23 protein-coding genes and 3 pseudogenes are annotated in these 24,650 nt (G+C 71.4%); 19 read left to right on the top strand and 7 right to left on the bottom strand.

Annotated features, from left to right (window positions below; genetic code table 11):
• Positions 1-72 precede the first annotated feature (72 nt).
• The 8 genes from ACFV9J_RS24555 (at position 73) to ACFV9J_RS24590 (ending at position 9,127) form a co-directional block, all read left to right on the top strand.
• Positions 73-1,050, top strand: coding sequence for an ABC transporter permease (locus ACFV9J_RS24555; protein WP_385357096.1), 978 nt, complete (start codon positions 73-75; stop codon positions 1,048-1,050).
• A gap of 10 nt (positions 1,051-1,060) precedes the next feature.
• The gene (locus ACFV9J_RS24560) at positions 1,061-2,122 is read left to right on the top strand and encodes an ABC transporter ATP-binding protein (protein WP_385357097.1); all 1,062 of its coding nucleotides are present in this window, start codon (positions 1,061-1,063) and stop codon (positions 2,120-2,122) included.
• A 27-nt stretch (positions 2,123-2,149) separates the two neighbouring features.
• Positions 2,150-3,295, top strand: coding sequence for an ABC transporter ATP-binding protein (locus ACFV9J_RS24565; RefSeq protein WP_385357098.1), 1,146 nt, complete (start codon positions 2,150-2,152; stop codon positions 3,293-3,295).
• Positions 3,296-3,533: 238 nt separating this feature from the next.
• Positions 3,534-5,168, top strand: a complete 1,635-nt coding sequence (locus ACFV9J_RS24570; protein WP_385357100.1) for an ABC transporter substrate-binding protein — start codon at positions 3,534-3,536, stop codon at positions 5,166-5,168.
• Positions 5,169-5,181: 13 nt separating this feature from the next.
• Entirely contained in the window at positions 5,182-6,105 is a 924-nt protein-coding gene (locus tag ACFV9J_RS24575; RefSeq protein ID WP_385357102.1) for an ABC transporter permease, read from the top strand.
• The gene (locus tag ACFV9J_RS24580) at positions 6,098-7,078 is read left to right on the top strand and encodes an ABC transporter permease (protein WP_385357103.1); all 981 of its coding nucleotides are present in this window, start codon (positions 6,098-6,100) and stop codon (positions 7,076-7,078) included. The genes ACFV9J_RS24575 and ACFV9J_RS24580 overlap by 8 nt, the downstream gene beginning before the upstream one ends.
• Positions 7,079-7,086: 8 nt before the next feature.
• Positions 7,087-8,070 carry an ABC transporter ATP-binding protein gene (locus ACFV9J_RS24585; RefSeq protein ID WP_165684911.1) on the top strand — a complete coding sequence of 328 codons (984 nt, stop codon included), beginning with the start codon at positions 7,087-7,089 and terminating at the stop codon, positions 8,068-8,070.
• Positions 8,063-9,127 (top strand): ABC transporter ATP-binding protein, encoded by a 1,065-nt coding sequence (locus ACFV9J_RS24590; protein ID WP_385357104.1) that lies wholly within the window; start codon positions 8,063-8,065, stop codon positions 9,125-9,127. Before ACFV9J_RS24585 ends, ACFV9J_RS24590 begins: the two co-directional genes overlap by 8 nt.
• 28 nt (positions 9,128-9,155) lie before the next feature.
• Here ACFV9J_RS24590 and ACFV9J_RS24595 read toward each other — a convergent pair whose 3' ends face one another.
• Positions 9,156-11,279, bottom strand: coding sequence for a prolyl oligopeptidase family serine peptidase (locus ACFV9J_RS24595; protein ID WP_385357105.1), 2,124 nt, complete (start codon positions 11,277-11,279; stop codon positions 9,156-9,158).
• Between the two features lie 188 nt (positions 11,280-11,467).
• On the opposite strand from ACFV9J_RS24595, the gene ACFV9J_RS24600 reads away from it, so the two are divergent.
• The gene (locus ACFV9J_RS24600) at positions 11,468-11,662 is read left to right on the top strand and encodes a hypothetical protein (protein WP_362280333.1); all 195 of its coding nucleotides are present in this window, start codon (positions 11,468-11,470) and stop codon (positions 11,660-11,662) included.
• A gap of 79 nt (positions 11,663-11,741) precedes the next feature.
• Positions 11,742-12,149, top strand: coding sequence for a DUF3592 domain-containing protein (locus ACFV9J_RS24605; RefSeq protein WP_385357108.1), 408 nt, complete (start codon positions 11,742-11,744; stop codon positions 12,147-12,149).
• Between the two features lie 4 nt (positions 12,150-12,153).
• On the opposite strand, the gene ACFV9J_RS24610 is transcribed toward ACFV9J_RS24605, so the two are convergent.
• Positions 12,154-12,363: a DUF397 domain-containing protein gene (locus ACFV9J_RS24610; RefSeq protein ID WP_385357109.1), complete on the bottom strand. Its 210-nt coding sequence runs from the start codon at positions 12,361-12,363 to the stop codon at positions 12,154-12,156.
• A complete protein-coding gene (locus ACFV9J_RS24615; RefSeq protein WP_385357110.1) occupies positions 12,360-13,244 on the bottom strand; it encodes a helix-turn-helix domain-containing protein in 885 nt (294 codons plus the stop codon). The genes ACFV9J_RS24610 and ACFV9J_RS24615 overlap by 4 nt, the downstream gene beginning before the upstream one ends.
• A gap of 108 nt (positions 13,245-13,352) precedes the next feature.
• Between ACFV9J_RS24615 and ACFV9J_RS24620 the strand changes: the two genes are divergently transcribed.
• A complete protein-coding gene (locus tag ACFV9J_RS24620; RefSeq protein ID WP_385357112.1) occupies positions 13,353-13,838 on the top strand; it encodes an ATP-binding protein in 486 nt (161 codons plus the stop codon).
• Here the strand turns inward: ACFV9J_RS24620 and ACFV9J_RS24625 are convergent.
• Both ACFV9J_RS24625 and ACFV9J_RS24630 read right to left on the bottom strand, forming a co-directional pair.
• On the bottom strand, positions 13,813-13,950 hold the full coding sequence (locus tag ACFV9J_RS24625; RefSeq protein ID WP_385357113.1) for a hypothetical protein: 138 nt from the start codon (positions 13,948-13,950) through the stop codon (positions 13,813-13,815). The two genes, ACFV9J_RS24620 and ACFV9J_RS24625, sit on opposite strands and share 26 nt — an antisense overlap.
• An 11-nt stretch (positions 13,951-13,961) precedes the next feature.
• Positions 13,962-14,999: an intradiol ring-cleavage dioxygenase gene (locus ACFV9J_RS24630; protein WP_385357114.1), complete on the bottom strand. Its 1,038-nt coding sequence runs from the start codon at positions 14,997-14,999 to the stop codon at positions 13,962-13,964.
• Positions 15,000-15,219: 220 nt separating this feature from the next.
• On the opposite strand from ACFV9J_RS24630, the gene mshB reads away from it, so the two are divergent.
• The 6 genes and pseudogenes from mshB to ACFV9J_RS24660 all read left to right on the top strand — a co-directional run.
• A complete protein-coding gene (mshB, locus tag ACFV9J_RS24635; protein ID WP_385357115.1) occupies positions 15,220-16,113 on the top strand; it encodes an N-acetyl-1-D-myo-inositol-2-amino-2-deoxy-alpha-D-glucopyranoside deacetylase in 894 nt (297 codons plus the stop codon).
• Entirely contained in the window at positions 16,110-16,532 is a 423-nt protein-coding gene (locus ACFV9J_RS24640) for a DUF6113 family protein (RefSeq protein WP_385357116.1), read from the top strand. Before mshB ends, ACFV9J_RS24640 begins: the two co-directional genes overlap by 4 nt.
• Before the next feature lie 155 nt (positions 16,533-16,687).
• On the top strand, positions 16,688-19,036 hold the full coding sequence (locus tag ACFV9J_RS24645; RefSeq protein ID WP_385357117.1) for a hypothetical protein: 2,349 nt from the start codon (positions 16,688-16,690) through the stop codon (positions 19,034-19,036).
• A 68-nt stretch (positions 19,037-19,104) separates the two neighbouring features.
• Positions 19,105-20,036 (top strand): annotated as a pseudogene (locus ACFV9J_RS24650) (ABC transporter ATP-binding protein).
• Positions 20,033-20,640 (top strand): annotated as a pseudogene (locus tag ACFV9J_RS24655) (ABC transporter permease). The pseudogenes ACFV9J_RS24650 and ACFV9J_RS24655 overlap by 4 nt, the downstream one beginning before the upstream one ends.
• A pseudogene (locus ACFV9J_RS24660) lies at positions 20,637-20,855 on the top strand (sensor histidine kinase); the annotation flags it as partial. The pseudogenes ACFV9J_RS24655 and ACFV9J_RS24660, both read left to right, overlap by 4 nt.
• A 20-nt stretch (positions 20,856-20,875) precedes the next feature.
• Here ACFV9J_RS24660 and ACFV9J_RS24665 read toward each other — a convergent pair.
• Complete coding sequence (locus ACFV9J_RS24665) at positions 20,876-21,784, bottom strand: transglutaminase-like domain-containing protein (protein WP_385357119.1); 909 nt, start codon at positions 21,782-21,784, stop codon at positions 20,876-20,878.
• 41 nt (positions 21,785-21,825) lie between these two features.
• On the bottom strand, positions 21,826-22,869 hold the full coding sequence (locus ACFV9J_RS24670) for a GNAT family N-acetyltransferase (RefSeq protein ID WP_385357120.1): 1,044 nt from the start codon (positions 22,867-22,869) through the stop codon (positions 21,826-21,828).
• Positions 22,870-23,009: 140 nt separating this feature from the next.
• On the opposite strand from ACFV9J_RS24670, the gene fdxA reads away from it, so the two are divergent.
• Together fdxA and ACFV9J_RS24680 are read left to right on the top strand one after the other, a co-directional pair.
• Positions 23,010-23,330 (top strand): ferredoxin, encoded by a 321-nt coding sequence (gene fdxA, locus ACFV9J_RS24675; protein WP_003973842.1) that lies wholly within the window; start codon positions 23,010-23,012, stop codon positions 23,328-23,330.
• A gap of 116 nt (positions 23,331-23,446) precedes the next feature.
• Complete coding sequence (locus tag ACFV9J_RS24680) at positions 23,447-24,544, top strand: bifunctional succinyldiaminopimelate transaminase/glutamate-prephenate aminotransferase (RefSeq protein WP_385357122.1); 1,098 nt, start codon at positions 23,447-23,449, stop codon at positions 24,542-24,544.
• The last annotated feature ends 106 nt before the right edge of the window (positions 24,545-24,650 follow it).

Below are 24,650 nucleotides of genomic sequence, written 5' to 3' on the forward strand. Positions count from 1 at the left end.
GCCCACCACCGGGCCCGGCTCCGGTCCACACCTCCCATCCGACTGCCGCAGTCCTGAGAGCAGCTGTCTGCCATGCTTCAATTCCTCATTCGCCGGTCCTTCGGCGCGGCGCTGATCCTGCTGTTGATCAGTGCGTTCACCTTCTTCATGTTCTTCGCGATCCCGCAGGACCCGGCCATGCTGGCCTGTGGCAAGAACTGCACTCCGGACGCGCTGGCGATCATCCACGAGAACATGGGTCTCGACAAGCCGGTCACGGTCCAGTACTGGACCTTCCTGACCGGCATCTTCGCCGGCCGCGACTTCGCCGTCGGTCACTGCGCCGCCCCCTGCTTCGGCGTCTCCTTCGCCAACGACCAGAACGTCTGGGACACCATCCTGGACCGCTTCCCGCTGACCGTCTCGCTGACCGTCGGCAGCCTGCTCGTCTTCCTCACCGTGGGCCTCGGCGCCGGCCTGCTGGCCGCCAAGTACCGTGGCTCCTGGATCGACAAGGTCTTCACCTCGGGGTCGCTGGTCATCAGCTCCCTGCAGATCTACTTCCTCGGCCCGCTGGTGATGCTCCTGGTCGTGTACAACACGGGCTGGCTGGAGAAGCCGAAGTACGTGCCGTTCACCGAGGATCTCGGCGGCTGGTTCATGGGACTGCTGATCCCCTGGATCGTCATGGCGACCATCTTCACCGCCCAGTACACCCGTATGAGCCGCTCGTCGATGATCGAACAGCTCCAGGAAGAACATGTGAAGGCGGCCCGCGCCAAGGGCATGTCGGGCAACTACACCTTCTTCCGCTACGCCTGGCGCGGGTCCCTCGTGCCCATCGTCACCATCCTCGGCATCGACCTGTCGGCGCTGTTCGGCGGCGGCATGGTGACCGAGCTGACGTTCGGCCTGGCCGGCATCGGCCGGCTCGCTCTGGACTCCGTCACCAACAAGGACCTGCCGATGCTGATGGGCGTCATGCTGGTCAGCGCGGCGCTCATCATCTTCTTCAACCTGATCGTGGACGCCCTGTACGCCGTCATCGACCCGCGCGTGCGCCTGTCCTAGGAGAACCACCGTGACCACTCAGACCAAGCCCGAAGCGGCCCCGGCCGCCGCCGCGGGGGACGCGTTTCTCTCGGTGCGCGACCTCAAGGTCCACTTCTCCACCGAGGGCGGCGTCGTCAAGGCGGTGGACGGTCTCTCCTTCGACCTGGAGCGGGGCAAGACCCTCGGCATCGTCGGCGAGTCCGGCTCCGGCAAGTCGGTGACCAACCTGGCCGTCCTCGGCCTGCACGACCGCCGCAAGACCGCGATCGACGGATCGATCACCCTGGACGGCCAGGAGCTGATCGACGCCGAGGAGAAGCAGCTGGAGAGGCTGCGCGGCCGGAAGATGGCGATGATCTTCCAGGACGCGCTGACCGCGCTGTCGCCGTACTACACGGTCGGCCGGCAGATCGCGGAGCCGTTCATCAAGCACAACGGCGCGTCCAAGAAGGACGCCCGGGTGCGCGCCATCGACCTGCTGGAGAAGGTCGGCATCCCGCACCCGCAGAAGCGGGTCGACGACTACCCGCACCAGTTCTCCGGCGGTATGCGCCAGCGCGCCATGATCGCCATGGCCCTGTCCTGCAACCCGGACCTGCTCATCGCGGACGAGCCCACCACGGCGCTCGACGTGACCGTCCAGGCGCAGATCCTCGACCTGCTCAAGGACCTCCAGCAGGAGTTCGGCTCCGCGATCATCATGATCACCCATGACCTGGGCGTGGTCGGCAACATGGCCGACGACATCATGGTCATGTACGCGGGCCGGGCCGTCGAGCGCGGCACGGTGCGCGAGGTCCTCAAGTCCCCGCAGCACCCGTACACCTGGGGTCTGCTGGGGTCGATGCCGAACCTCACCTCCGACGTCGACGAGCCGCTGATGCCGATCCCGGGATCGCCGCCCTCCTTGATGAACCCGCCCTCGGGATGTGCGTTCCACCCGCGGTGCGGATTCACCGATCTGGTCTCCGGCGAGCGCTGCTCGGGGGAGCGCCCGACGCTTCCGGGCGGCCGGGCCGCTGCCTGTCACCTGACGGGAGACCAGCGGCAGCAGGTGTTCATCGAGAAGATTCAGCCCCGGCTGGGCTGAGCGGAAACCGGCGACTGGGGCATCACCATGAGCGACAACAGCAAGACGACCACAGCGGTGGCCGACGACTTCCCGCAGCAGCGGGACGGCGACACCGCGCCGCTTCTCAAGGTCAGCGGCCTCTCGAAGCACTTCCCGATCAAGGGCGGCTTCCCGATCAAGCGCACCGTCGGCCACGTCAAGGCCGTCGACGGCGTGGACTTCGAGGTCTTCCCGGGCGAGAGCCTCGGCCTCGTCGGCGAGTCCGGCTGCGGCAAGTCGACCACCGGCCGGCTGCTGACCCGGCTGTACGAGCCGACGCAGGGCTCCATCGAGTACCGGGGCAAGGACATCACCCGGGCGAGTCGGCGGGAACTGGCGCCGATCCGGTCCGAGATCCAGATGATCTTCCAGGACCCGTACGCGTCGCTGAACCCGCGGCAGACGGTCGGCACGATCATCTCGGGCCCGATGGAGATCAACGGGATCAACCCGCCCGGCGGCCGGGAGAAGCGCGTCCGGGAGCTCCTGGAGATCGTCGGTCTCAACCCGGAGCACTACAACCGCTTCCCGCACGAGTTCTCCGGCGGTCAGCGCCAGCGCATCGGGGTGGCGCGTGCCGTCGCGCTGCAGCCGAAGCTCATCGTCGCCGACGAGCCGGTCTCGGCACTCGACGTGTCGATCCAGGCCCAGGTGGTGAACCTGCTGCAGGAAGTGCAGCGGGAGATGGGCATCGCGTTCGTCTTCATCGCCCACGACCTGGCGATCGTGCGGCACTTCTCGCAGCGCGTCGCGGTGATGTACCTCGGCAAGATCGTGGAGATCGCGGACCGCGACTCGCTCTACAACCGCCCGCGCCACCCGTACACGCACGCCCTGCTGTCGGCGGTGCCGGAGACGGACCTGGACGCCGAGAAGCGGGAGCGGATCCGGCTGGAGGGCGACGTGCCCTCGCCGATCTCGCCGCCCTCCGGCTGCCGGTTCCGCACCCGGTGCTGGAAGGCGCAGGACAAGTGCGCCACCGAGGAGCCGCCGCTGGTGCAGCTCTCCGGGAACCGGGAGGGCCACCTGACGGCCTGCCACTTCCCGGAGGAGGGCTCGACGGAGGCCAGGGCCGAGGACATCGTCATGGACCCGGGCCTGAAGGCGATGGAGGACGACGCCGGCGCCGGCGCGACCGTCTCCAAGGGCTGACCGGCACCAGAGGCTGACCGGCACCAGAGGCAGCTGACGAAGGGCGGCGGCGGGAGCAGGACTCCCGCCGCCGCCCTTCCGCGTGCCCCCGTCCTTCCGCATGCCGCGGGACCTCCCGCACCCGTCCGGAGGACACCGGCAACCCGTATGGACCGGACGGGTGTGCGCCCCCGAGTACGCCCTTCGAAGCTGGACCGGAACGGACCAGCGGACGAGTCAGGGCACGAGGAGGCACTCCATGCGCGGAGCCACGCACGCCAAATGGGCCGCTTGCGCGGCGGCGGTAGTCCTCGCGGCGACGGCCTGCGGCGGCGGGGGCGGGGACGGAGGCAGCGGCGGGGGCAGCGGCGGCGTGCTCAGCTCCTCCTGGGGCGACCCCCAGAACCCGCTAGAGCCGGCCAACACCAACGAGGTGCAGGGCGGCAAGGTCCTCGACATGATCTTCCGGGGGCTGAAGAAGTACGACCCCGAGACCGGCGAGGCGCAGAACATGCTCGCCGAGAAGATCGACACCTCCGACTCGCAGAACTTCACCGTCACCGTCAAGGACGGCTGGACCTTCAGCAACGGCGAGAAGGTCACCGCCCAGTCCTTCGTGGACGCCTGGAACTACGGCGCGAGCCTCAAGAACAACCAGCGCAACGCGTACTTCTTCGCCTACATCGACGGCTACGACAAGGTGCACCCCGAAAGCGGCTCGCAGAGCGCCGACACGCTCTCGGGGCTGAAGGTGACCGGCCCCCTCACCTTCACGATCAAGCTCAGCCAGAAGTTCTCCACGTTCCCCGACACCCTCGGCTACCCGGCCTTCGCGCCGCTGCCCAAGGCGTTCTTCGACGACCACGACGCCTGGCTGAAGAAGCCCGTCGGCAACGGCCCCTACCAGGTCGACAACTACACCCGCGGCTCCCAGATGTCCCTGCGCAAGTGGGACGACTACCCCGGCCCGGACAAGGCGCAGAACGGCGGCGTGGACCTCAAGGTCTACACCGACAACAACACCGCCTACACCGACCTGATCGCGGGCAACCTGGACCTCGTCGACGACGTCCCGGCCTCCCAGCTCAAGAACGTCAAGAACGACCTCGGCGACCGGTACATCAACACCCCGGCGGGCATCATCCAGACCCTCGCCTTCCCGTTCTACGACAACGACTGGAGCAAGCCCGGCTCGGAGAAGGTCCGCAAGGGCCTGTCCATGGCGATCGACCGCAAGCAGATCACCGACACGATCTTCCAGAACACCCGCACCCCGGCCACCGACTGGACCTCACCGGTCCTCGGCAAGGACGGCGGCTACAAGCCGGGCCTGTGCGGGGAGGCCTGCGAGTACAACGCCGAAGAGGCCAAGAAGCTGGTCAAGGAAGGCGGCGGCCTCCCCGGCGGCCAGGTCAAGATCACCTACAACGCCGACACCGGCTCCCACAAGCAGTGGGTCGACGCGGTCTGCAACTCCATCAACAACGCCCTGGACAACGACCGCGCCTGCGCCGGGAACCCGGTCGGCACCTTCGCCGACTTCCGCAACCAGATCACCGACCAGAAGATGAGCGGCCCCTTCCGCGCCGGCTGGCAGATGGACTACCCGCTCATCCAGAACTTCCTCCAGCCGCTGTACTACACCAACGCCTCCTCCAACGACGGCAAGTGGTCCAGCGAGAAGTTCGACGACCTCGTCGACCGGGCCAACGCCGAGACCGACACCGCCAAGGCCGTCGGCCTCTTCCAGCAGGCCGAGGAGGTCCTCCGGGACGACATGGGGGCCATCCCGCTCTGGTACCAGAACGGCAGCGCGGGCTACTCGGACCGGCTCTCCAACGTGAAGCTCAACCCGTTCAGCGTCCCGGTCTACAACGAGATCAAGGTCGGCTGAGGGGGCGGGCTCCATGGGACGCTACGTCGTCCGGCGGCTGCTCCAGATGATCCCGGTCTTCATCGGGGCCACGCTGCTGATCTTCCTGATGGTCAACGTGATGGGCGACCCCATCGCGGGCCTGTGCGGCGACCGGGAGTGCGACCCGGCGACGGCCGCGCAGCTGCGGCACGAGTTCGGCCTGGACCAGCCCGTGTGGCAGCAGTACGCCACCTACATGGGCAACGTCTTCACCGGCGACTTCGGCACCGCCTTCAACGGCCAGCCGGTCACCGAGCTGATGGGGACGGCGTTCCCGGTAACCATCCGGCTCACCATCGTCGCGATCCTCTTCGAGATCATCGTGGGGATCATCCTCGGCGTCGTCACCGGCCTGCGCCGCGGCCGCCCCGTCGACACCGGGGTGCTGCTCCTGACCCTCGTCGTGATCTCCGTGCCCACCTTCGTCACCGGCCTGCTGCTCCAGTTGCTGCTCGGCGTGAAGTGGGGCTGGATCGACCCGGCCGTCTCCTCCGAGGCGGCCTTCGGCGAGCTGATCGTCCCCGGCCTGGTCCTCGCCTCGGTCTCGCTGGCCTACGTCACCCGGCTGACCCGCACCTCCATCGCCGAGAACCGGCGCTCCGACTACGTCCGCACCGCCATCGCCAAGGGCCTGCCCCGCCACCGGGTCATCACCCGGCACCTGCTGCGCAACTCCCTCATCCCCGTCGTCACCTTCATCGGAACCGACATCGGGGCGCTGATGGGCGGCGCCATCGTCACCGAGCGGATCTTCAACATCCACGGCGTCGGCTACCAGCTCTACCAGGGCATCCTGCGCCAGAACACGCAGACCGTGGTCGGCTTCGTCACCGTCCTGGTCCTCGTCTTCCTCGTCGCCAACCTCGTCGTCGACCTCCTGTACGCCGTACTCGACCCGAGGATCCGCTATGCCTGAACAGGAGCCCTACGAGCCCGAACGCGCCATCGCCGGCACCGGCATGGGCGGCACCATGGACCTCGGCGCGAGCGAGGCGGTCACGCTGGAGCAGCCGCCGGGCCCGGACGGGGCCGACCCGCGGGACAAGCCCCGCAGCCTGTGGACCGACGCCTGGCACGACCTGCGCCGCAACCCCGTCTTCATCATCTCGGCCCTGGTGATCCTCTTCCTGATCGTCATCTCCATCTGGCCGTCGCTGATCGCCTCCGGCAGCCCCCTCAAGTGCGACCTGGCCAAGGCCCAGGAGGGCTCCCAGCCCGGCCACCCCTTCGGCTTCAACGGCCAGGGCTGCGACGTCTACACCCGCACCGTCTACGGCGCCCGCACCTCGGTCGCGGTCGGCATCCTCGCCACCCTCGGTGTCGCGCTCCTCGGCAGCGTCCTCGGCGGCCTCGCCGGGTTCTTCGGCGGCGGCGGGGACGCGGTCCTGTCCCGGATCACCGACATCTTCTTCGCGATCCCGGTCGTCCTGGGCGGCCTCGTCCTGCTCTCCGTCATCACCAGCAACACCATCTGGCCGGTCATCGGCTTCATCGTGCTGCTCGGCTGGCCGCAGATCTCCCGCATCGCCCGCGGCTCCGTCATCACCGCCAAGCAGAACGACTACGTGCAGGCGGCGCGGGCGCTGGGCGCCTCCAACTCCCGCCTCCTGTTGCGCCACATCGCGCCCAACGCCGTCGCGCCGGTCATCGTCGTGGCGACCATCGCGCTCGGCACCTACATCTCCCTGGAGGCGACCCTGTCCTTCCTCGGCGTCGGCCTGAAGCCGCCCAGCGTCTCCTGGGGCATCGACATCTCCGCCGCCGCCCCCTACGTGCGCAACGCCCCGCACGCGCTGCTGTGGCCGTCCGGGGCGCTCGCCATCACTGTCCTCGCGTTCATCATGCTCGGCGACGCGGTGCGCGACGCCCTCGACCCGAAGCTGAGGTGAGCGACCGCATGCTGCTCGAAGTACGCGACCTGCACGTGGAGTTCCACACCCGCGACGGCGTCGCCAAGGCCGTCAACGGCGTCAGCTACGGCGTGGACGCGGGCGAGACCCTCGCGGTGCTCGGCGAGTCCGGCTCCGGCAAGTCCGTCACCGCCCAGACGATCATGGGCATCCTCGACATCCCGCCGGGCCGGGTCACCGCGGGGGAGATCCTCTTCGAGGGCCGGGACCTGCTGAAGCTGAAGGAGGAGGAACGCCGGAAGGTCCGCGGCGCCGAGATGGCGATGATCTTCCAGGACGCGCTGTCCTCGCTGAACCCGGTGCTGACCGTCGGCGCCCAGCTCGCCGAGATGTTCACCGTGCACCGGGGGATGTCCCGCAAGGACGCCCACGCCAAGGCCGTCGAGCTGATGGACCGGGTGCGCATCCCGGCCGCCAGGGAACGGGTGCGGCAGTACCCGCACCAGTTCTCCGGCGGCATGCGCCAGCGCATCATGATCGCCATGGCGATGGCCCTGGAGCCCAAGCTGATCATCGCCGACGAGCCGACCACCGCCCTGGACGTCACCGTCCAGGCCCAGGTCATGGACCTGCTCGCGGAACTCCAGCGCGAACTGCACATGGGCCTGATCCTCATCACCCACGACCTGGGCGTGGTCGCTGACGTCGCCGACAAGATCGCGGTGATGTACGCGGGCCGGATCGTCGAGACCGCCCCCGTCCACGACATCTACAAGGCGCCCGCCCACCCCTACACCCGCGGCCTGCTGGAGTCGATCCCGCGCCTGGACCAGAAGGGCCAGGAGCTGTACGCCATCAAGGGCCTGCCGCCCAACCTGACCCGGATCCCGCCCGGCTGCGCCTTCCACCCCCGCTGCCCGATGGCCCAGGACGTCTGCCGCACCGACGTACCGCCCCTCTACGACGTCACCGAGTCCGACGCCGAGCGGGGCAGCGCCTGCCACTTCTGGAGGGAGTGCCTGCATGGCTGAGACCACGGAGCCGATCCTCGAAGTCCGCGGCCTGGTCAAGCACTACCCGCTGACCTCCGGCATCCTCTTCAAGAAGCAGGTCGGCGCGGTCAAGGCCGTCGACGGCGTGGACTTCGAGCTGGCCCGCGGCGAGACCCTCGGCATCGTCGGCGAGTCCGGCTGCGGCAAGTCCACGGTCGCCAAGATGCTGGTCAACCTGGAGCGGCCGACGGCGGGGGAGATCCGGTACAAGGGCGAGGACATCACCCGCCTGTCGGGCCGGGCGCTGAAGTCCGTACGCCGGAACATCCAGATGGTGTTCCAGGACCCCTACACCTCCCTCAACCCCCGGATGACCGTCGGCGACATCATCGGCGAGGCCTACGACATCCACCCCGAGGTGGCCCCGAAGGGCGACCGGCGGCGACGGGTCCAGGAGCTGCTGGACGTGGTCGGCCTGAACCCGGAGTACATCAACCGCTACCCCCACCAGTTCTCCGGCGGCCAGCGCCAGCGCATCGGCATCGCGCGCGGCCTGGCGCTGCGCCCGGAGATCATCGTCGCCGACGAGCCGGTCTCCGCCCTCGACGTGTCGGTCCAGGCCCAGGTGATCAACCTGATGGCCCGGCTCCAGGACGAGTTCGACCTCTCGTACATCTTCATCGCCCACGACCTCTCGATCGTCCGGCACATCTCGGACCGGGTCGGCGTGATGTACCTGGGCCGCATCGTCGAGACGGGCCGGGACGAGGAGATCTACGACCACCCCACGCACCCCTACACCCAGGCGCTGCTGTCCGCCGTACCGGTGCCCGACCCGGAGGCACGGGAACACCGCGAGCGGATCATCCTGGCCGGCGACGTCCCGTCCCCGACCAACATCCCCTCGGGGTGCCGCTTCCGCACTCGCTGCTGGAAGGCGCGGGAGCGGTGCGCGCTGGAGGTACCGGCCCTGGCCGTTCCCGCCGAGTTCCGCTCGGTCTCCGGGCCCGCGGCGCACGACTCCGCCTGCCACTTCGCGGAGGAGAAGCAGGTGGTGCCGCCGGAGGCGGACGGCGAGGGCGACGGGCCGGGCTGACCGGGGCCCGGCCCGCCGCCGGACGGCGCTACGCCGGTGCGGGCAGCGACCGCTTGAGGAAGTCCACCTGGAGCCGCAGCAGGTTCTCGGCGACCGACTCCTGCGGGGTCATGTGGGTGACGCCGGACAGGGGCAGCACCTCGTGCGGGCGGCCGGCCGCCAGCAGGGCCGAGGACAGGCGCAGCGAGTGGGCGACCACCACGTTGTCGTCCGCCAGGCCGTGGATGACCATCATGGGTCGGTGCGGCTCGGCGGCGTCGACCAGTCCGGCGTCGTCGATCACCGAGTTGCGGCGGTAGACGTCCGGCTGCTCCCCGGGGTCGCCGAGATACCGCTCCTGGTAGTGGGTGTCGTAGAGCCTGAGGTCGGTGACCGGGGCGCCCACGACGGCGGCGTGGAAGACGTCCGGCCGGCGCAGCGCCGCGAGGGCGGCGAGGTAACCGCCGAAGGACCACCCCCGGACGGCGACGCGGTCCAGGTCCAGCGGGAAGTCGGCGGCGAGGGCGTGCAGCGCGTCCACCTGGTCCTGGAGCACCACGGCGGCCACGTCGTCCTTGACGGCCTTCTCCCAGGCGGGGGAGCGCCCCGGGGTGCCCCGCCCGTCGGCGACGACCACCGCGAACCCCTGGTCCGCGAACCACTGCGAGGTGAGGTGGGCGTTGTGCGCGGCCACGACGCGCTGACCGTGCGGACCACCGTAGGGGTCCAGGAGGACGGGGAGGGGGGTGTCACCGTGGTAGTCCGTTGGCATAAGCACGGCGCACGGGACACGTCGTGCGCCCCCTTGGGTGAGGGTCACGCGCGGGGACAAACCGGGGTCTTCCGCATACGAGGCGATGGTCGCCGCGGCCTTCCCGTCCCGCAGTACCCGTACCCGGGCTCCCGGCCGGTCGAGGGTCGCGGAGACGAGCACCGTCACGCCCCCCGCGCGTACCGCCGAGTGCACACCGGGCTCCTGCGACAGGCGTTCGACGCCCAGTTCGTTCACCCGGTAGACGTGCACCTCGCCGATCTCCGCCTCGGCCGCGTCCTCGCCCGCCGAGGCGGAGACCAGCACGTCGTCGGCACCGACGTCCAGCACCGCCCGCAGGTGCAACTGGGCCCCGGTGAGCAGTCGTTCGCCCACCGCGAGCACCCGCGCGCCGCCCTCGTCGGCGATCCGCACGAGTTGGCCCGAGGGGCTCCAGCAGGGCACCCCGGGGAAGAGTTCCAGCCAAATTGGATCTTCGTCGGCGTGCACCATCCGGGTCGTCCCCGACTCGGTGTCCACCGCCAGGAACAGCTGGCTGCGCTGGTCGCGCGCCTGTACGAGAAGCAGCGGCGCACCCGCGGCTGACCAGTGCACTCGCGCCAGATACGGGTACCGCGCCCGGTCCCAGAGGACCTCGGTGCGCCCCCCGTCGAGACCGACCACGAACAGCCGTACGTCCGCGTTGGGGGTGCCCGCCGCCGGGTACGGCACGTGTTGTGGATCACGCCCGGGCCGGGCCGGGTCGGAGATCCACCAGCGCTGGACCGGCGTGTCGTCCACGCGGGCCACCAGCAGGCGGTCCGACTCCGGGCTCCACCAGAAGCCCCGGCTGCGCGCCATCTCCTCGGCCGCCACGAACTCGGCGAGCCCGTACGTGACGCCCTCGCCGTCCGCCTCGGCCAGGGCCCGGTCCCCGTCCCCCTCGGCGCCCACCACGCGCAGGGCGCCCCGGGCGACGTAGGCGACGTGCCGGCCGTCGGGGGAGGGGCGCGGGTCGATCACCGGCCCGGGGGCGGGCAGTTCGCGCGCGGTGCCGACCCGCAGCTCGGCCACGAAGAGCCGCCCTGACAAGGCGAAAGAGGCCAGCTCGACCGCCGAGTCGGTGGCGTAGCCGACGATCCCGGCGCCGCCCTCGCGGCTGCGCTCGCGCCGGGCCCGTTCCTCGGGCGACAGCCGTTCCTGGGCGCCGCCCAGAAGGGCGCGGGGGTCGGCGGCCATGCGCTCCCCGCCCTTCTCGGCATCGAGCACCCACAGCGAATTGGCCCGGTCCGTGCCGGTACCGGAGCGCAGGAAGGCGACCCGTGAACCATCGGGTGCCACGGTGAACGAACGCGGCGCGCCGAGCGTGAACCGCTGGGTGCGGGCGTGCCGTTTGGGGAAGGAGTCGGACTCGGTCGTCATGCCTTGACCATATTGGCCATGCGCCCCCTTGTGCGGCCGTGCGCCGAGAGATGCGCGCGCACGGATAGTTATGATCACTAGCGCATAGTGGGTATCAACCAGGTGCCCGCTGCGTGGATTTATCTGCTCCGAGCTCCGACTGCGACCGACCCCCCCCATGTCCCTGGGCCCATTGGAGGTGAGCCGCCGTGGCACTCTCGATTTCGGCGGTTGTGCTGCTGGCGATCATCGTCTTCCTGCTGGTCAAGAAGTCAGGCTTGAAGGCGGGGCATGCGGTGGTGTGCATGCTCCTCGGTTTCTACCTGGCCTCGTCGACGATCGCTCCCACGATCAGTGAGCTGACGACGAACCTCGCGGGGATGATCGGAAGCATCAACTTCTGACGCCGCAACCGACCGGCACGCCGTCGGCGTCCCTGTACCCGGAGCCCGAAGAACCCCGGGGAGACGGAGGCGCCGAGGCATGTCGAACGTGATGGGCGCCCTGTTGTGCGGCCTGGTCGGGACGCTGCTCCTGTGGGCCGGCCTGTACGACGCCGCACGGGTGCGCCGACTGCGCCACCACGGGGTCCGCACCACCGGCATGGTGGTCGACAACGTCCGGGTGCGCGACAACAACAGCGGCCCCACCTGGGCGCCGATCATCGCCTTCGCCGACCAGCACGGCTACCGCGTGGAGTTCACCCCGAGCATGCGCGGGGCCGGGATGGGGCTCGCGACCGGTCGCCAGGTCACCGTGGTCTACCTCCCCCACGACCCGCAGACGGCCCGTGTGTTCACCCGGCGCCACATGACCGGCCCGGTGTTGTTCGTGCTCGCCGCGGCCCTGGTCTTCCTGGGCATCGCGACGGCGATCGCGGTGACGGGCTGAGCGCTCAGAGCCGGGTGCCGGACACGAAGGAGGCCCAGGCCTCCGGCGTGAGCGCGAGCCGGGGGCCGGTGACGGCGTGCTTGGAGTCACGGACGTGGACGGTGCCGGGTCCGGTGGCGACCTCGACGCAGGAGTCGCCTTCGTTGCCGTCGCTGTAGCTGCTCTTGAACCACGTGAGGCCCGAAGGGTGGTGATCGGAGACCTTGTGGATCATGTTTCCCCCAGCAGTTCCTCGATGAATGCCAGCGACTCCCGAGGTGGGAGAGCCTGCGCGCGGATGCTGCCATAGCGTAGTTCGGCGATGCGGAGCTGCCGAACGTCCGAGACCGGGCGGCCGTTGAACGCTCCCTCACAGCGTGCCACTGCTGAACCGTCCTCGAACTTCAGCAATTCGATCTTCCCGTCCAGCCCGGGGTGAGCCTCGCAGTGCGTGGGCATTACTTGAAGCGTCACGCACCGCAGCCTGCCTACCTCAAGTAGACGCTCCAGTTGTCCGCGCCACACCATTGTGCCGCCGAGCGGACGTCGTAGAGGGGCCTCCTCCAGGACGAAGCTGAGGGTGGGCGCCGGATCCTTCTGAAAAATGGCTTGGCGGTCCATGCGGGCAGCCACCATCCGCTCGATCTCCTCCTGGCTGTACGCGGGTTGCCGTGACTCGAAAGCCGCCCTTGCGTGCTCGGCCGTCTGGAGAAGCCCGCTGATGCTGTGGCAGACGTAGAGGCCGATCTCGACCGCCCGCCCCTCCAACTGTGCGAGATCCCGAACCTTCTTCGGATACCGGACCTTCTTGACGTCCTCCCGCATCGCCGCGATGAGACCACCGGCGTCCAACACCTCGTCCGCCTTGTCCAAGTACTCGGGCCGGGGGATCCGCTTCCCCGTCTCGATCTTGTACACGAGATCCGCCCCGTACCCGGCGGCCACCGCGAAGTCGCCGACCCGCAGACCGGCCGCCTCCCGGCGCAGCCTCAACTGTCGTCCCACCGTGGCCACCACGGCCAGGGCCCAGTCGTCGTCCGGGTCGACCTCCCACCCCGGCTCGTCCGTCTGGTCCGTCTCCGGCGCGACCCGCACCGCCTCATCGCTCACCGACATGTGTGCCCCTTCGACAGCTTGGACAGGGCCCGTTGGACCTTGGACCATAGCTCTACGTAACGGGATAGTGACCCGATTCAGTATGTCCGGTCGGCCACGCTCGGTGACGTGAATCAGCGAACTCAGGGAATTGCCGAGCACGGGTCACGACCCGAACCACCAGGCACCGTGCGGAACTTCACCGTGCTGCTGTCGTCCACCCCGCGCGGTGCCCGCCTCGCCCGCCTGCTCGCCGTGGACGCGCTACGGAGTTGGGGGCTGCCGCACGAGCGGGCGAGTCATGTCGTCGCGGAACTGAGCGCCAACGCGGCCACCCACGGACGTCTCCCCGGCCGCAGCTTCCGGCTCACGCTCTACGTGATCGGCACGACACTCCGCGTCGAGGTCACGGACACGCGCGGTGACCGGCTGCCTGCCCCGCAAGTACCGGAGGCGGAGGGCGAGTCAGGGAGAGGCCTGCTGCTCGTCGAGGCTCTGGCGGACCGTTGGGGCGTGACCGGGGAGCGGTTCCCGCGCAAGACCGTCTGGGCCGAACTGGGCCTGTCGGCGCCGGAACCCGAGTCCGACGTCACCGCCAGAAGCACTCGTCGATGATGATCTGCGGGTCGGTGGCGCGTGGTGTGAAGTGGTAGCGCAGCCAGCCCCGGCCGTGGCCGAAGTAGAGGACGTGCTCGCCGCCGGGACGGGTCGACTGGACGGGCTCCACGTCGCTGGGGGTCAGCCGGACGATGCCGACGGCTGCGGGCCGCCCGGTGCCCCCGAGGGCGCCCCGCTCGGCGGCGCACCGGTCGGGGCTCCTCCGGTCGGTGGGCCTCCGGGGGCATCGCCGCCACCGCCGCCCGGCGCGTTGCCCCCGGTGGGCTCGGTGCCGGTGTCGATGGGGACGGTCAGCTTGGCCGCGTAGCCGGTCTTCACCGAGCCGGTGACCGTGGCGAGCTGGTGGACGCCGCCGTCGTCGCCGAAGACGTTGTCGGTCTTGAGGGTCAGCTGGGAGAGGTTCTTGACGGAGGACCCGTAGCCGTCGGTGGCGAAGACGGTGTCGCAGACGTCCTTCGGGACGGCCAGCTGGGACGTCGACAGCCGCTTGTCGTAGTCGGTGATGGACTCGATGTCCGGGTAGACCTCGAAGTGGACGTGCGGCCAGCGGCCCGGGTAGCAGGCGGGGAAGACGCTGACGAACTTCACCCGGCCGTCGTCGTCCGCGACCTGCACGCCGCGCAGGTAGTTCTCGTCCTCGATCCCGCTGGAGTACAGGGAGTAGTTGCCGTCCCGGTCGCACTGCCAGGCGTAGACGGCCGAGCCCGCGAGCGGTTTGCCGCCGCCCGCGATGTCCAGCACGGTGAACTCGAAGGTGAAGGGGATGCCGGGGGCGGTGGTCGTGGAGTCGCCGAAGCTCGAACGGATGTCCTGGCGGACGATGCCGTCCTGGTCCAGGACCTGGACCCCGTTGGTGCCGTCCGCGGGGTAGGGGCCGTTGGTCTCGTCGGGGATCTCGGTGAGGTCGGACGCCGACGACGATGAGGCCGAGGAGGTGGCCGCGGCCGCGCTCGTACCGCCGCCGGAGCCCGAGCCGCACGCCGCCAGCGCCGCCATGCCGCCGAGCCCTCCGAGGACGGACAGGGCCCGCCTGCGGGAGTGGAGCGTGCCCAGGTCGAAGGCGAGCCCCTGGTCGACGACCTCTTCCTCGGGGTGCGGGAGCAGACGGCCCTGGTAGGCGGGGCCGCTGGGGGTCCGGTTGGCTTTCGGCTTGCGCATGGGGGCCTTCCGTCAGGGGTGGCAGGTCCGTGGGGCCGCACCGGGTCCCGCGATGCGGGGAGCCGTCGTCGACCCGAAGGCCATCCTGGTGGCGGAATCCATGACCCGGCTCGGTGCCGCCTGTGCATCGGCTGAGAAGACCCGACGGCCGTCGCGGACGGACTCCTGCGGTACCTCCTGCGTTACGGGGACGAGCGGGCGGCCTCATAGGGTGGACCCCATGAAGGAACTCCCCGGCCGGCGTCTGCTGCTGGTGCACGCGCACCCGGACGACGAGTCGATCAACAACGGTGTCACCATGGCCCGCTACGCGGCCGAGGGCGCCCACGTGACGCTGGTGACCTGCACCCTCGGCGAGCGGGGCGAGGTCATCCCGCCCGATCTCGCCCATCTGTCCGGAGCCGCTCTGGGCGGGCACCGCAGGGGCGAGCTGGCGGACGCGATGCGCGCACTCGGCGTCGACGACTTCCGGCTGCTCGGCGGGCCGGGGCGGTTCGCCGACTCCGGGATGATGGGGCTGGCCGACAACGACGACCCCGGCTGCCTGTGGCAGGCCGACGTCGACCGGGCCGCCGGGACGCTCGTCGACGTGATCCGCGAGGTGCGCCCCCAGGTGCTCGTCACCTATGACCCGGACGGCGGCTACGGCCACCCGGACCACATCCAGGCCCACCGCATCGCCATGCGGGCGGTGGAGCTGGCGGCCGAGGCCGGGTGTCCGGTCGCGAAGGTCTACTGGAACCGCGTGCCGCGGTCCTGGGCGGAGGACGCCTTCGCCCGGCTCCGGGACGACCTGCCCGGTCTGCCGTTCGAGAAGGCGGCCGGCGTCGAGGACGTGCCGGGTGTCGTCGACGACGAGCGGATCACCACCGAGATCCGCGGCGAGGGCACCGCCTACGCCGCCGCCAAGGCCGCCGCGATGCGCGCGCACGCCACCCAGATCACGGTCGCCGAACCGTATTTCGTCCTCTCCAACGACCTGGCCCAGCCGATCCTCACCACCGAGTACTACGAACTGGTGCGCGGAGAGCGGGGCGGCGACGGCGACGGACGCGAGAGCGACCTGTTCGCGGGCATCGCCGGGACCTCCGACACCAGGGAGGCGACCTCGTGAACAGCCGCAACGAACCGCCCAGCTCCGCACTCGCCCAGCCACTGCGCCCGCCCTCGCTCGGCCGGGCCGCCCTGTACGCCGGACTCTTCGTGCTCGGCGCAGTCCTGGGCGTGGCGGGCGCGCTGGTGCAGCCGGCCTGGTTCCCGGGCGGGCTGCTGCTCGCGCTGGCCGCCGAGGCGGGGCTGTGTGCCGGGGCGGGCCGTGCCGTCGGGCGCCGGGGAGGGGCCGTCGCGCCCGCCCTCGGCTGGGCGCTCGCCGTGGTGCTGCTCACCACCAGCCGTCCGGAGGGCGACTTCCTCTTCGCCGCCGGTGCCGGCTCCTATCTCTTCCTGCTCGGCGGGATCGCCGTCGCTGTGATCTGCGCCACCCTGGCGCCGGTGCGGCAACCGGACGGCGGCCCCGCCCGACTTCGCAAGTGACGTACCGCTTCGCCGTGCCGTGGGCGTGCGAGTCCCGTGTGGGTTTCCACGGCGGTCACGGGATACGCGCGAGAAGTGGCCAGTATGGTGGTGCGCGCCGCCGAGCCGCCCGCTGAAGGCGTGACGGGCGGCGGAGCCAACCGGGAGAACCTGCCTTGAGTCGTGAAACTGACAGTTCGTCCTCCGGGCCCCACGGGCGCGGCGGAGCCGCATACCCGTCGGGCACCCCGCCCTACGGGACACCCACGGCTTCCGACGCCGGTGCGGACGCGGGCCGTTCGGCCACGCGACCGGAGGAGCGCAAGACCGAGACGACGCTGACGACCCGGATCCGGATCAACATCCCCGGGTCGCGGCCCATCCCGCCGGTCGTCGTGCGCAAGCCCGTCGCGGACGGCGAGGACGCCGCCGACAGCACGGAGACGACGGGCGAGCGGCCCGCGCCGGCGCCGAGCGCCGCCGCGCCCGGGGCCGCCGCTCCCGAGGCTCCCGCCGAGCCCGCCCAGTCCGCCCAGTCGGCTCAGTCGGCCGAGGAGAAGCCGACGAGCGACTGGTTCGCGCCACGCAAGTCGGGTCCGGGCAAAGGCACTCAGGGCGGCGGTTCCACCAACGGTGCCGGTCTGCCCGCAGGTTCGGCGCCCGCCGCCGGAACCCCGGGTGCGGCGGGGGCGCGTGGCGCGGGTCCCGCGGGTGCTTCGGGTGCCGGTGCGCGGCCGGGCGGCGGGAGTGGCCGTCCCGGTGGCGTCGTCGGTTCCATGAACGCACCCGGCGGCTCCCGGTCCGGGTCCGCGGGCGGCGCCGCCCGCTCCGGTGCGACCGGCGGGCCGGTGGCGCCGGGGCACGGTGGCGGCACCGGCTCCTTCGACGTGACCGAGGCGCTGGCGGCGGGTCCGCTGGGCGGCAACGGCAACGGCAACCTCAACGGCAACGGCAACCTCAACGGCCCCCGGCCCGACGCCGGTGGCGAGCCGCGCCGTGACGACCTGCCGTACTTCGCGGGGGAGGGCCGGACCGACCAGGCACCCGGCGCCCCCGGCGGGCAGCAGAACGGCCTGAACGGCCAGTCCCCGTACGGCACCGGGCCCCAGGGCCCCGCGGGACCGACGAGCGGCCCGGCCACCGGCGACAGCCGGCTGACGCCGCCCCCGGCCGGCGACCTCGGCGGCCTCGGGATGTCCGGCGGTCCCGCGGTGCCCGGCACGCAGCGCGAGCCCGCACCCAACGGCCTGCGCGGCCCGGGGAGCCTGGCCGGCCCGGGTGGCCCCGGCGGGCCGGCGGGCTCCGGTCCCGGCGCCGGTCCGGACGCCGCCCGCCCCGGCCCCGGCGGCGGGCTCAGCGACGACACCGCGATCCTCACCCCGCAGCGGCCGGTCCCGCCCGGCGCGGGCAACCCGGACAACATCTCCGGCAACACCGTCACCAGCGGCATCCCCGTCGTACCGGGCGAGCGCACCGCGCCGTTCCCGGCCGGGTCCGGCGACGGACCGCTGCCGCACACGCCGCCCAAGCTGCCCGAGCCGGTCTCCGCCCCGCCGGCGAGCTCCGCCAAGCCCGCCAAGAAGAAGGGGCGCAAGAAGCTCCCGCTGCTCGTCGGCGGCCTGGTCGTCGTCGCCGGTTTCACCTACGGCGCCGGCCTGCTCATGAACCGCTCCGACGTGCCCAAGGGCACCACCGTGCTCGGCGTCGACATCGGCGGCGGCACCCGCGACGACGCCGTCGAGAAGCTGGACAAGGCCCTCGGCGCCCGCGCGGCCAAACCGCTCAAGCTCACCGTGGGCGGCGAGACCGTCTCCCTGAAGCCGGACCAGGCGGGCCTCCAGCTCGACACCCAGGCCACGGCCAGCTCCGCGGCGACCAGCGACTACAACCCGATGTCCGTGATCGGCTCGCTCTTCGGCCAGAAGCGGGTCGTCGAGCCGGTCATGCCCGTCGACGAGGAGAAGCTGCACGCCGCCCTGGAGGACGCCGCGGGCGGGGCCGGGTCGGCGACCGAGGGCACCATCAAGTTCGAGTCCGGCAAGGCCGTCCCCGTGTACGGCAAGGCCGGCCAGGGCATAGACGTCGCCAAGTCGACCGAGGCCGTGCAGGCCGCCTACCGCGCCCAGGTGGAGACCGGCACCGCCACCGCGGTGAACGTGCCGACGACCACCAAGCAGCCCACGGTCTCCAAGGCCGAGGTCGACCGGATGCTGAAGGAGTTCGCGGAGCCGGCGATGTCGGACCGCGTGACCGTGCAGACCGATGCCGCGCACTCCATTCCGATGAGCCCCGAGAAGTCACTGTGGAAGTTCCTCAGGGTCACGGCCGTCGACGGCAAGCTCGTCGACAAGCCCGACCTGAACGCCCTCAAGGAGCTGTACGGCCAGACCTTCGACGGTGTGCTCATCACCCGCGCCAACGGTGAGAAGACGGCCGTCACCCCCCAGGACGTCTACGGCGCCATGCGCCAGGCACTGAAGAGCAAGACCGACCGGGTGGCCGTCATCGACACCAACCCCAGCTGACGCGGGCACAGGAGCGAGGGGCGTCCGGCACCCGCCGGGCGCCCTCCCCCCGCGGCCACGATGGGGGCATGACGAGGACAACGGCGGTCGGCTTCGACCGGGTGACCAAGGGGTACGGCGACGTCCGGGCCGTCGACGGCCTGACGCTCGCCCTGCACCCCGGCGAGACCGTGGCCCTGCTGGGCCCGAACGGAGCGGGCAAGTCGACCACGCTCGACCTGCTGCTCGGCCTCAGGCGCCCCGACGCCGGCACCGTTCACGTCTTCGGCGGTGAACCGCGCGAGGCCGTCGTCGCCGGACGGGTGGGCGCCATGCTGCAGAGCGGCGGCCTGATGGACGAGGTCACGGTCGCCGAACTCGTCCGGCTGGCCTGCGCGCTGCACCCCAGGGCCTACCCGGCCGCCGACGTGCTGGCCCGCGCCGGACTCACGAAGATCGCCGACCGCAGGGTCGACAAGCTCTCCGGCGGCCAGGCCCAGCGGGTTCGCTTCGCACTCGCGACCGCCGGCGACAGTGACCTGATCGTCCTGGACGAGCCGACCACCGGCATGGACGTCACCGCCCGCCAGGCCTTCTGGGCCACCATGCGCGAACAGGCCGACCTGGGCCGCACCGTGCTGTTCGCCACGCACTACCTGGAGGAGGCCGACGCCATCGCCGACCGGGTCTCGTCCTGCACCGGGGCCGGCTGCTGGCCGACGGCACGGCGGCCGAGATCAAGGCCAGGGCCGGGACCCGCCGGATCTCCTTCGACCTGGACGGCGACCTGGACGGCGGCCGGAACCGCACCGTCGACGAGGCGACGCTGCGCGCGCTGCCCCACCTGACCTCCCTCGACCTGTCCGGCCGGACCGTGTGCATCCAGTCCGCCGACGCCGACGCCACCGTGCACGCCCTGTACGGCCTCGGCCTGTACCCCCGCAACCTCGAAGTCGCCGGCCTCGGACTCGAACAGGCCTTCGTCGCCCTCACCGCCGCCGAGGAGGCCAAGCAGCCGTGAACAGCCTGATCAGGCTCGAACTCACCCGAGCCCTGCGCAACCGCAAATTTCTCTTCTTCTCGGTGATCTACCCCTCCGCCCTGTTCCTGCTGATCGCGGGCAGCGCCGACGCCACCAGCGAGGTCGACGGCACCGGACTGACCCTGCCCACCTTCTTCATGGTCTCCATGGCCTCCTTCGGCGCCCTGACCGCCGTACTCATGGGCAACAGCGAACGCATCGCCAAGGAGCGCGAGAGCGGCTGGGTCCGGCAGCTGCGGCTCACCACCCTCCCGGGCCGCGGCTACGTCCTGGCCAAGACCGCGAGCGCCGCCGTCGTCTTCGTCGTCGCCGCGGCCGTGAAGGACGTACGCCTTCACACCTGGCAGTGGCTCGCCCTCACCGGCGTGATCTGAGCCGGCAGCCTGGTCTTCGCCGCGCTCGGCGTCGCCATCGGGTACCTGGCCACCGGGGACGCGGTCCGCTCGGCGGCCTGTGGATGCCCACCACCACCTGCCCGCAGTGGCTGCGGGACATCGCCGAGTGGCTGCCGACGCACGCGTACGCTGCCCTCGGGCAGGGCGGCGCGGCCTGGCTGTACCGGAAGGACACGCTGAAGGCGTGAGCGGCGTCGGCATCGGGCAACGCCCGGAGAACCGCAGGCAGAAGACCGTCAAGGTCATGTGGACCGCCATCTGGCCGGCCTACCTGGGCGCCCCCGTCAGCGACCTGCTGCACGGCGGTCACGCCGTCGGCGTCCAGGTCCTCGGCTCCCTCGCCGTCCTCGCGGCCCAGTCCACACTCCTCGCCCTCACCCTGGGCCGCGAGTGGCTGGTCCTCCGGCCCGCACCCACCGACGGTCAGTTCAACCTCGCCCGAGCCGTCCGCGCCTCCCCCCGCACCTCCTCCGCGACCGCCTCGTCCACCGCCCCCACCACCTCCGCGTACGCCTCCAACTCCCCGGCCCCCGCCGCGAACTCCCCCCGCTGCACTAGCAACACCGCCCGCTCGTACCGCAACCGCGCCGCATGCGCCGGCAACAGCAGCGCCAGCTCGACCGCCCACAGCCCCACCGCCGACTGCTCCGGCCGTGCCGCCGCCCACGCCCGGATGTTGTTCAGCACCCGTGCCACCACGTCCAAGGGCGCCGCCGGCTCCAGCATCGACGCCCGCAGCTCCGCCCCCGCCGCCCCGGCGACCAGCGCCTCCGCGTCCGTACCGCTCAGCAGCCGCCCCCCGTCGTACGGATCGACGAGCACCCGCTCACCCAGCGCCGCGGACCCGGGCCCGGACGCCGCTCCCGACGCCGCTCCCGACTCCGTCCCGAACCCGACCACGAAGTGCCCCGGCAACGCGACCCCGTACACCGGCGCCCCCGCCCGCCGGGCCACCTCCAGCCACACCACCGACAGCAGGATCGGCAGCCCGCGCCGCCGCCGCACCACCTCGTGCAGCAACGACGACTCCAGCCGCTGGTAGTCCGCGGCGACCCCGTGGAACCCGTACCGCTCGCCGAGCAGGTCCCGCAGCGCCACCGCCCAGGCCCGCGGCGTACCCGGCCGGAACGGCAGCTCTCCGGCCAGCCGGTCCAGTTCCACCTGCGCGGCGTCCAGCCCCGCCTCGTCCAGCGCCCCGTCCGCCTCCGCGCCCACCAGCAGGCAGAGCGTGGCCAGGTCGGGGCGCTCGGACCGCGCCTCCTGCGCGAACCGCCGCCGCAGTTCGGCCGACCGCTCCGGCGACGGGGGGTGGGGAGGACGAGGAGGAAGCATGGCAGGCTCGGGCCCTTTCGGAGGGATGTATCGGCGGCGATCTACCGGTCGGCCCCGGCGGCCGCGGGCTCCCGGTAGTGGTGGTAGGCGTGGTGCGCCGCGAAGCCCATCCCGGCGTACAGCGCCCGGGCCCCGGCGTTGTCGGTCTCCACCTGGAGCCACGCCGCCGACGCCCCCTCGTCCAGCGCCCGCCGGGCCAGCGCGGCCATCACGGCGGTCGCGAGCCCACGGCGGCGCTGCGCGGGATCGACCTCGACGGCCGCGAAGGAGGCCCAGCGCCCGTCCACGACACACCGTCCGATCGCCGCCACGTCGCCCGCGTCGCCCACGTCGCCCACGTCGCCCGGGCCGCCCGGGCCGGGCACCGTGGCGAACCACACCGACGGCCCCGACTCCAGGACCCGCAGCGCCACTTCGCTCACCCCCTTGCGCTGGTACCGGGCCAGCCAGGTTTCGTCCGCCTCCCGGGACAGGACCACACCGGCGCCCTCGGCCAGGTCGGCGACCGGCGCCAGCGGCCCGGTCCACACCTCGGCCGTCACCTCCCGGACCCAGCCCCGCCGCTCCAGCTCCGCGCACAGCCGCTCCTGCGTACCGGCGGCGCCGGTGGCGGTCTGGACGTACGCGGGCAGCCCGCGCTCGCCGTACCAGCGGCGTACGGCCGTCAGCGCCTCGTCGAGCGGCAGCCCCGGATCGCCGAGCGGCAGCACGGAGTTGGCCCGCCGGGTGAAACCCCCGGCCGCCCGCAGCTCCCATTCGCCGAGCCGCTCGCTCTCCACCGGGCGCCAGGACCGCGCGGCGACGCGCGCCAGCTCCTCGTAGGAGGCGGCGGGACCGCGCCGGCGGGCGGGGGCGGCCGGCACGACCTTCCCGGCGACCAGGGCGGATTCCGCGACACGGACGGACTCGCCACTCTTTCGTGTGATCAGCAGCACACCATCGGTCCATGATGTGAGAACGCCGACCGTGTCGGTGAACTTCTCACCTGCGACACCCGCTTCGCTCAAGCGCCGTACGGAGACTCGTTTGCCCACGTCAGCAGTGGTGATACGGACCTCAAGACGCCCGGCGGCAGAGAATTCCACGGGTCTGTCCACCCCTCCTGTTCGGATCATGCCCAAGAACGGAGATACTAGGGGTGGGCATCGACGACGCCGCGCTCCCGCGCGCCAGGCGGCGGAGCCTACGGAGGCCCGCCAGCGCCCTATCGAGGAGGAACGACAGCGTGACCTACGTCATCGCGCAGCCTTGTGTCGACGTGAAGGACAAGGCGTGCATCGAGGAGTGCCCGGTCGACTGCATCTACGAGGGCCAGCGGTCCTTGTACATCCACCCGGACGAATGCGTCGACTGTGGTGCCTGTGAGCCGGTCTGCCCGGTCGAGGCGATCTTCTACGAAGACGACACTCCCGAGGAGTGGAAGGACTACTACAAGGCGAACGTCGAGTTCTTCGACGAGCTCGGCTCGCCCGGCGGCGCCAGCAAGCTGGGGCTGATCGAGCGCGACCACCCCTTCGTCGCCGCGCTGCCGCCGCAGAACCAGTAAGAGCGGCCCGCACCCGCGCCGCCTCGGTCCCGTACGGCCTGATCACCCCGATCGGCGCCGCACGGGACCGACGCGTTTGCCGTACCGGCGCCGACGAGGAAAGGGAGCCACCCACCGTGTCATCAGTCTCCGACCGACTTCCCACCTTCCCCTGGGACAAGCTGGAGCCGTACAAGAAGACGGCCGCGGCCCACCCCGGCGGCCTCGTCGACCTCTCGGTCGGCACCCCGGTCGACCCGGTCCCCGAGCTGATCCAGAAGGCCCTGGTGGACGCGGCGGACTCCCCGGGCTACCCCACCGTCTGGGGCACCCCGGCGCTGCGGGACGCCATCACCGGCTGGGTGGAGCGCCGCCTCGGCGCCCGCGACGTCACCCACCGCCACGTGCTGCCCGTCGTCGGCTCCAAGGAACTCGTCGCCTGGCTCCCGACCCAGCTCGGCCTCGGCCCCGGCGACAAGGTGGCCTTCCCGCGCCTGGCCTACCCGACGTACGAGGCCGGCGCCCGCCTGGCCCGCGCGGAGTACGAGGCGTACGAGGACCCGACCGAGCTGGACCCGGCGGGCCTGAAGCTCCTGTGGCTCAACTCCCCCTCGAACCCGACGGGGAAGGTCCTGTCCAAGGCCGACCTGACCCGGATCGTCGCATGGGCCCGCGAGCACGGCGTCCTCGTCGTGTCCGACGAGTGCTATCTGGAGCTGGGCTGGGAGGCCGACCCGGTCTCGGTCCTGCACCCGGACGTCAACGGCGGCTCGTACGACGGCCTGGTCGCCGTCCACTCCCTCTCCAAGCGCTCCAACCTCGCCGGCTACCGCGCGGCCTTCCTGGCCGGTGACCCGGCGGTCCTGGGCCCGCTCCTGGAGATCCGCAAGCACGGCGGCATGATGACCCCGGCGCCGACCCAGGCGGCCGTGGTGGCGGCCCTCGGCGACGACGAACACGTCCGCGTCCAGCGCGAGCGCTACGCCGCCCGCCGCAGGGTCCTGCGCGAGGCCCTGCTGGGCGCCGGCTTCCGCATCGAGCACAGCGAGGCCAGCCTCTACCTCTGGGCCACCCGCGACGAGTCCTGCTGGAGCACGCTCGCCCACCTGGCCGACCGCGGCATCCTGGTGACCCCGGGCGACTTCTACGGCCCGGCGGGCGAAAACTTCGTCCGCGTAGCCCTGACAGCAACGGACGAACGCATCCAGACAGCGGCATCCCGCCTGACGGCCTGACGGCCTGGCGGCCTGGGGGGCCAGGCTGTGGGCAATCGTTCCGCAGGGCGGAACGGGTGGGCACAGCCCCCGACGCCGGGCCACGGCTCAAGACACGCCCACTGCA

The sequence above is a fragment of the Streptomyces sp. NPDC059906 genome (genome assembly GCF_042730645.1).
GTDB classification, from domain to species: domain Bacteria; phylum Actinomycetota; class Actinomycetes; order Streptomycetales; family Streptomycetaceae; genus Streptomyces; species Streptomyces rubrogriseus.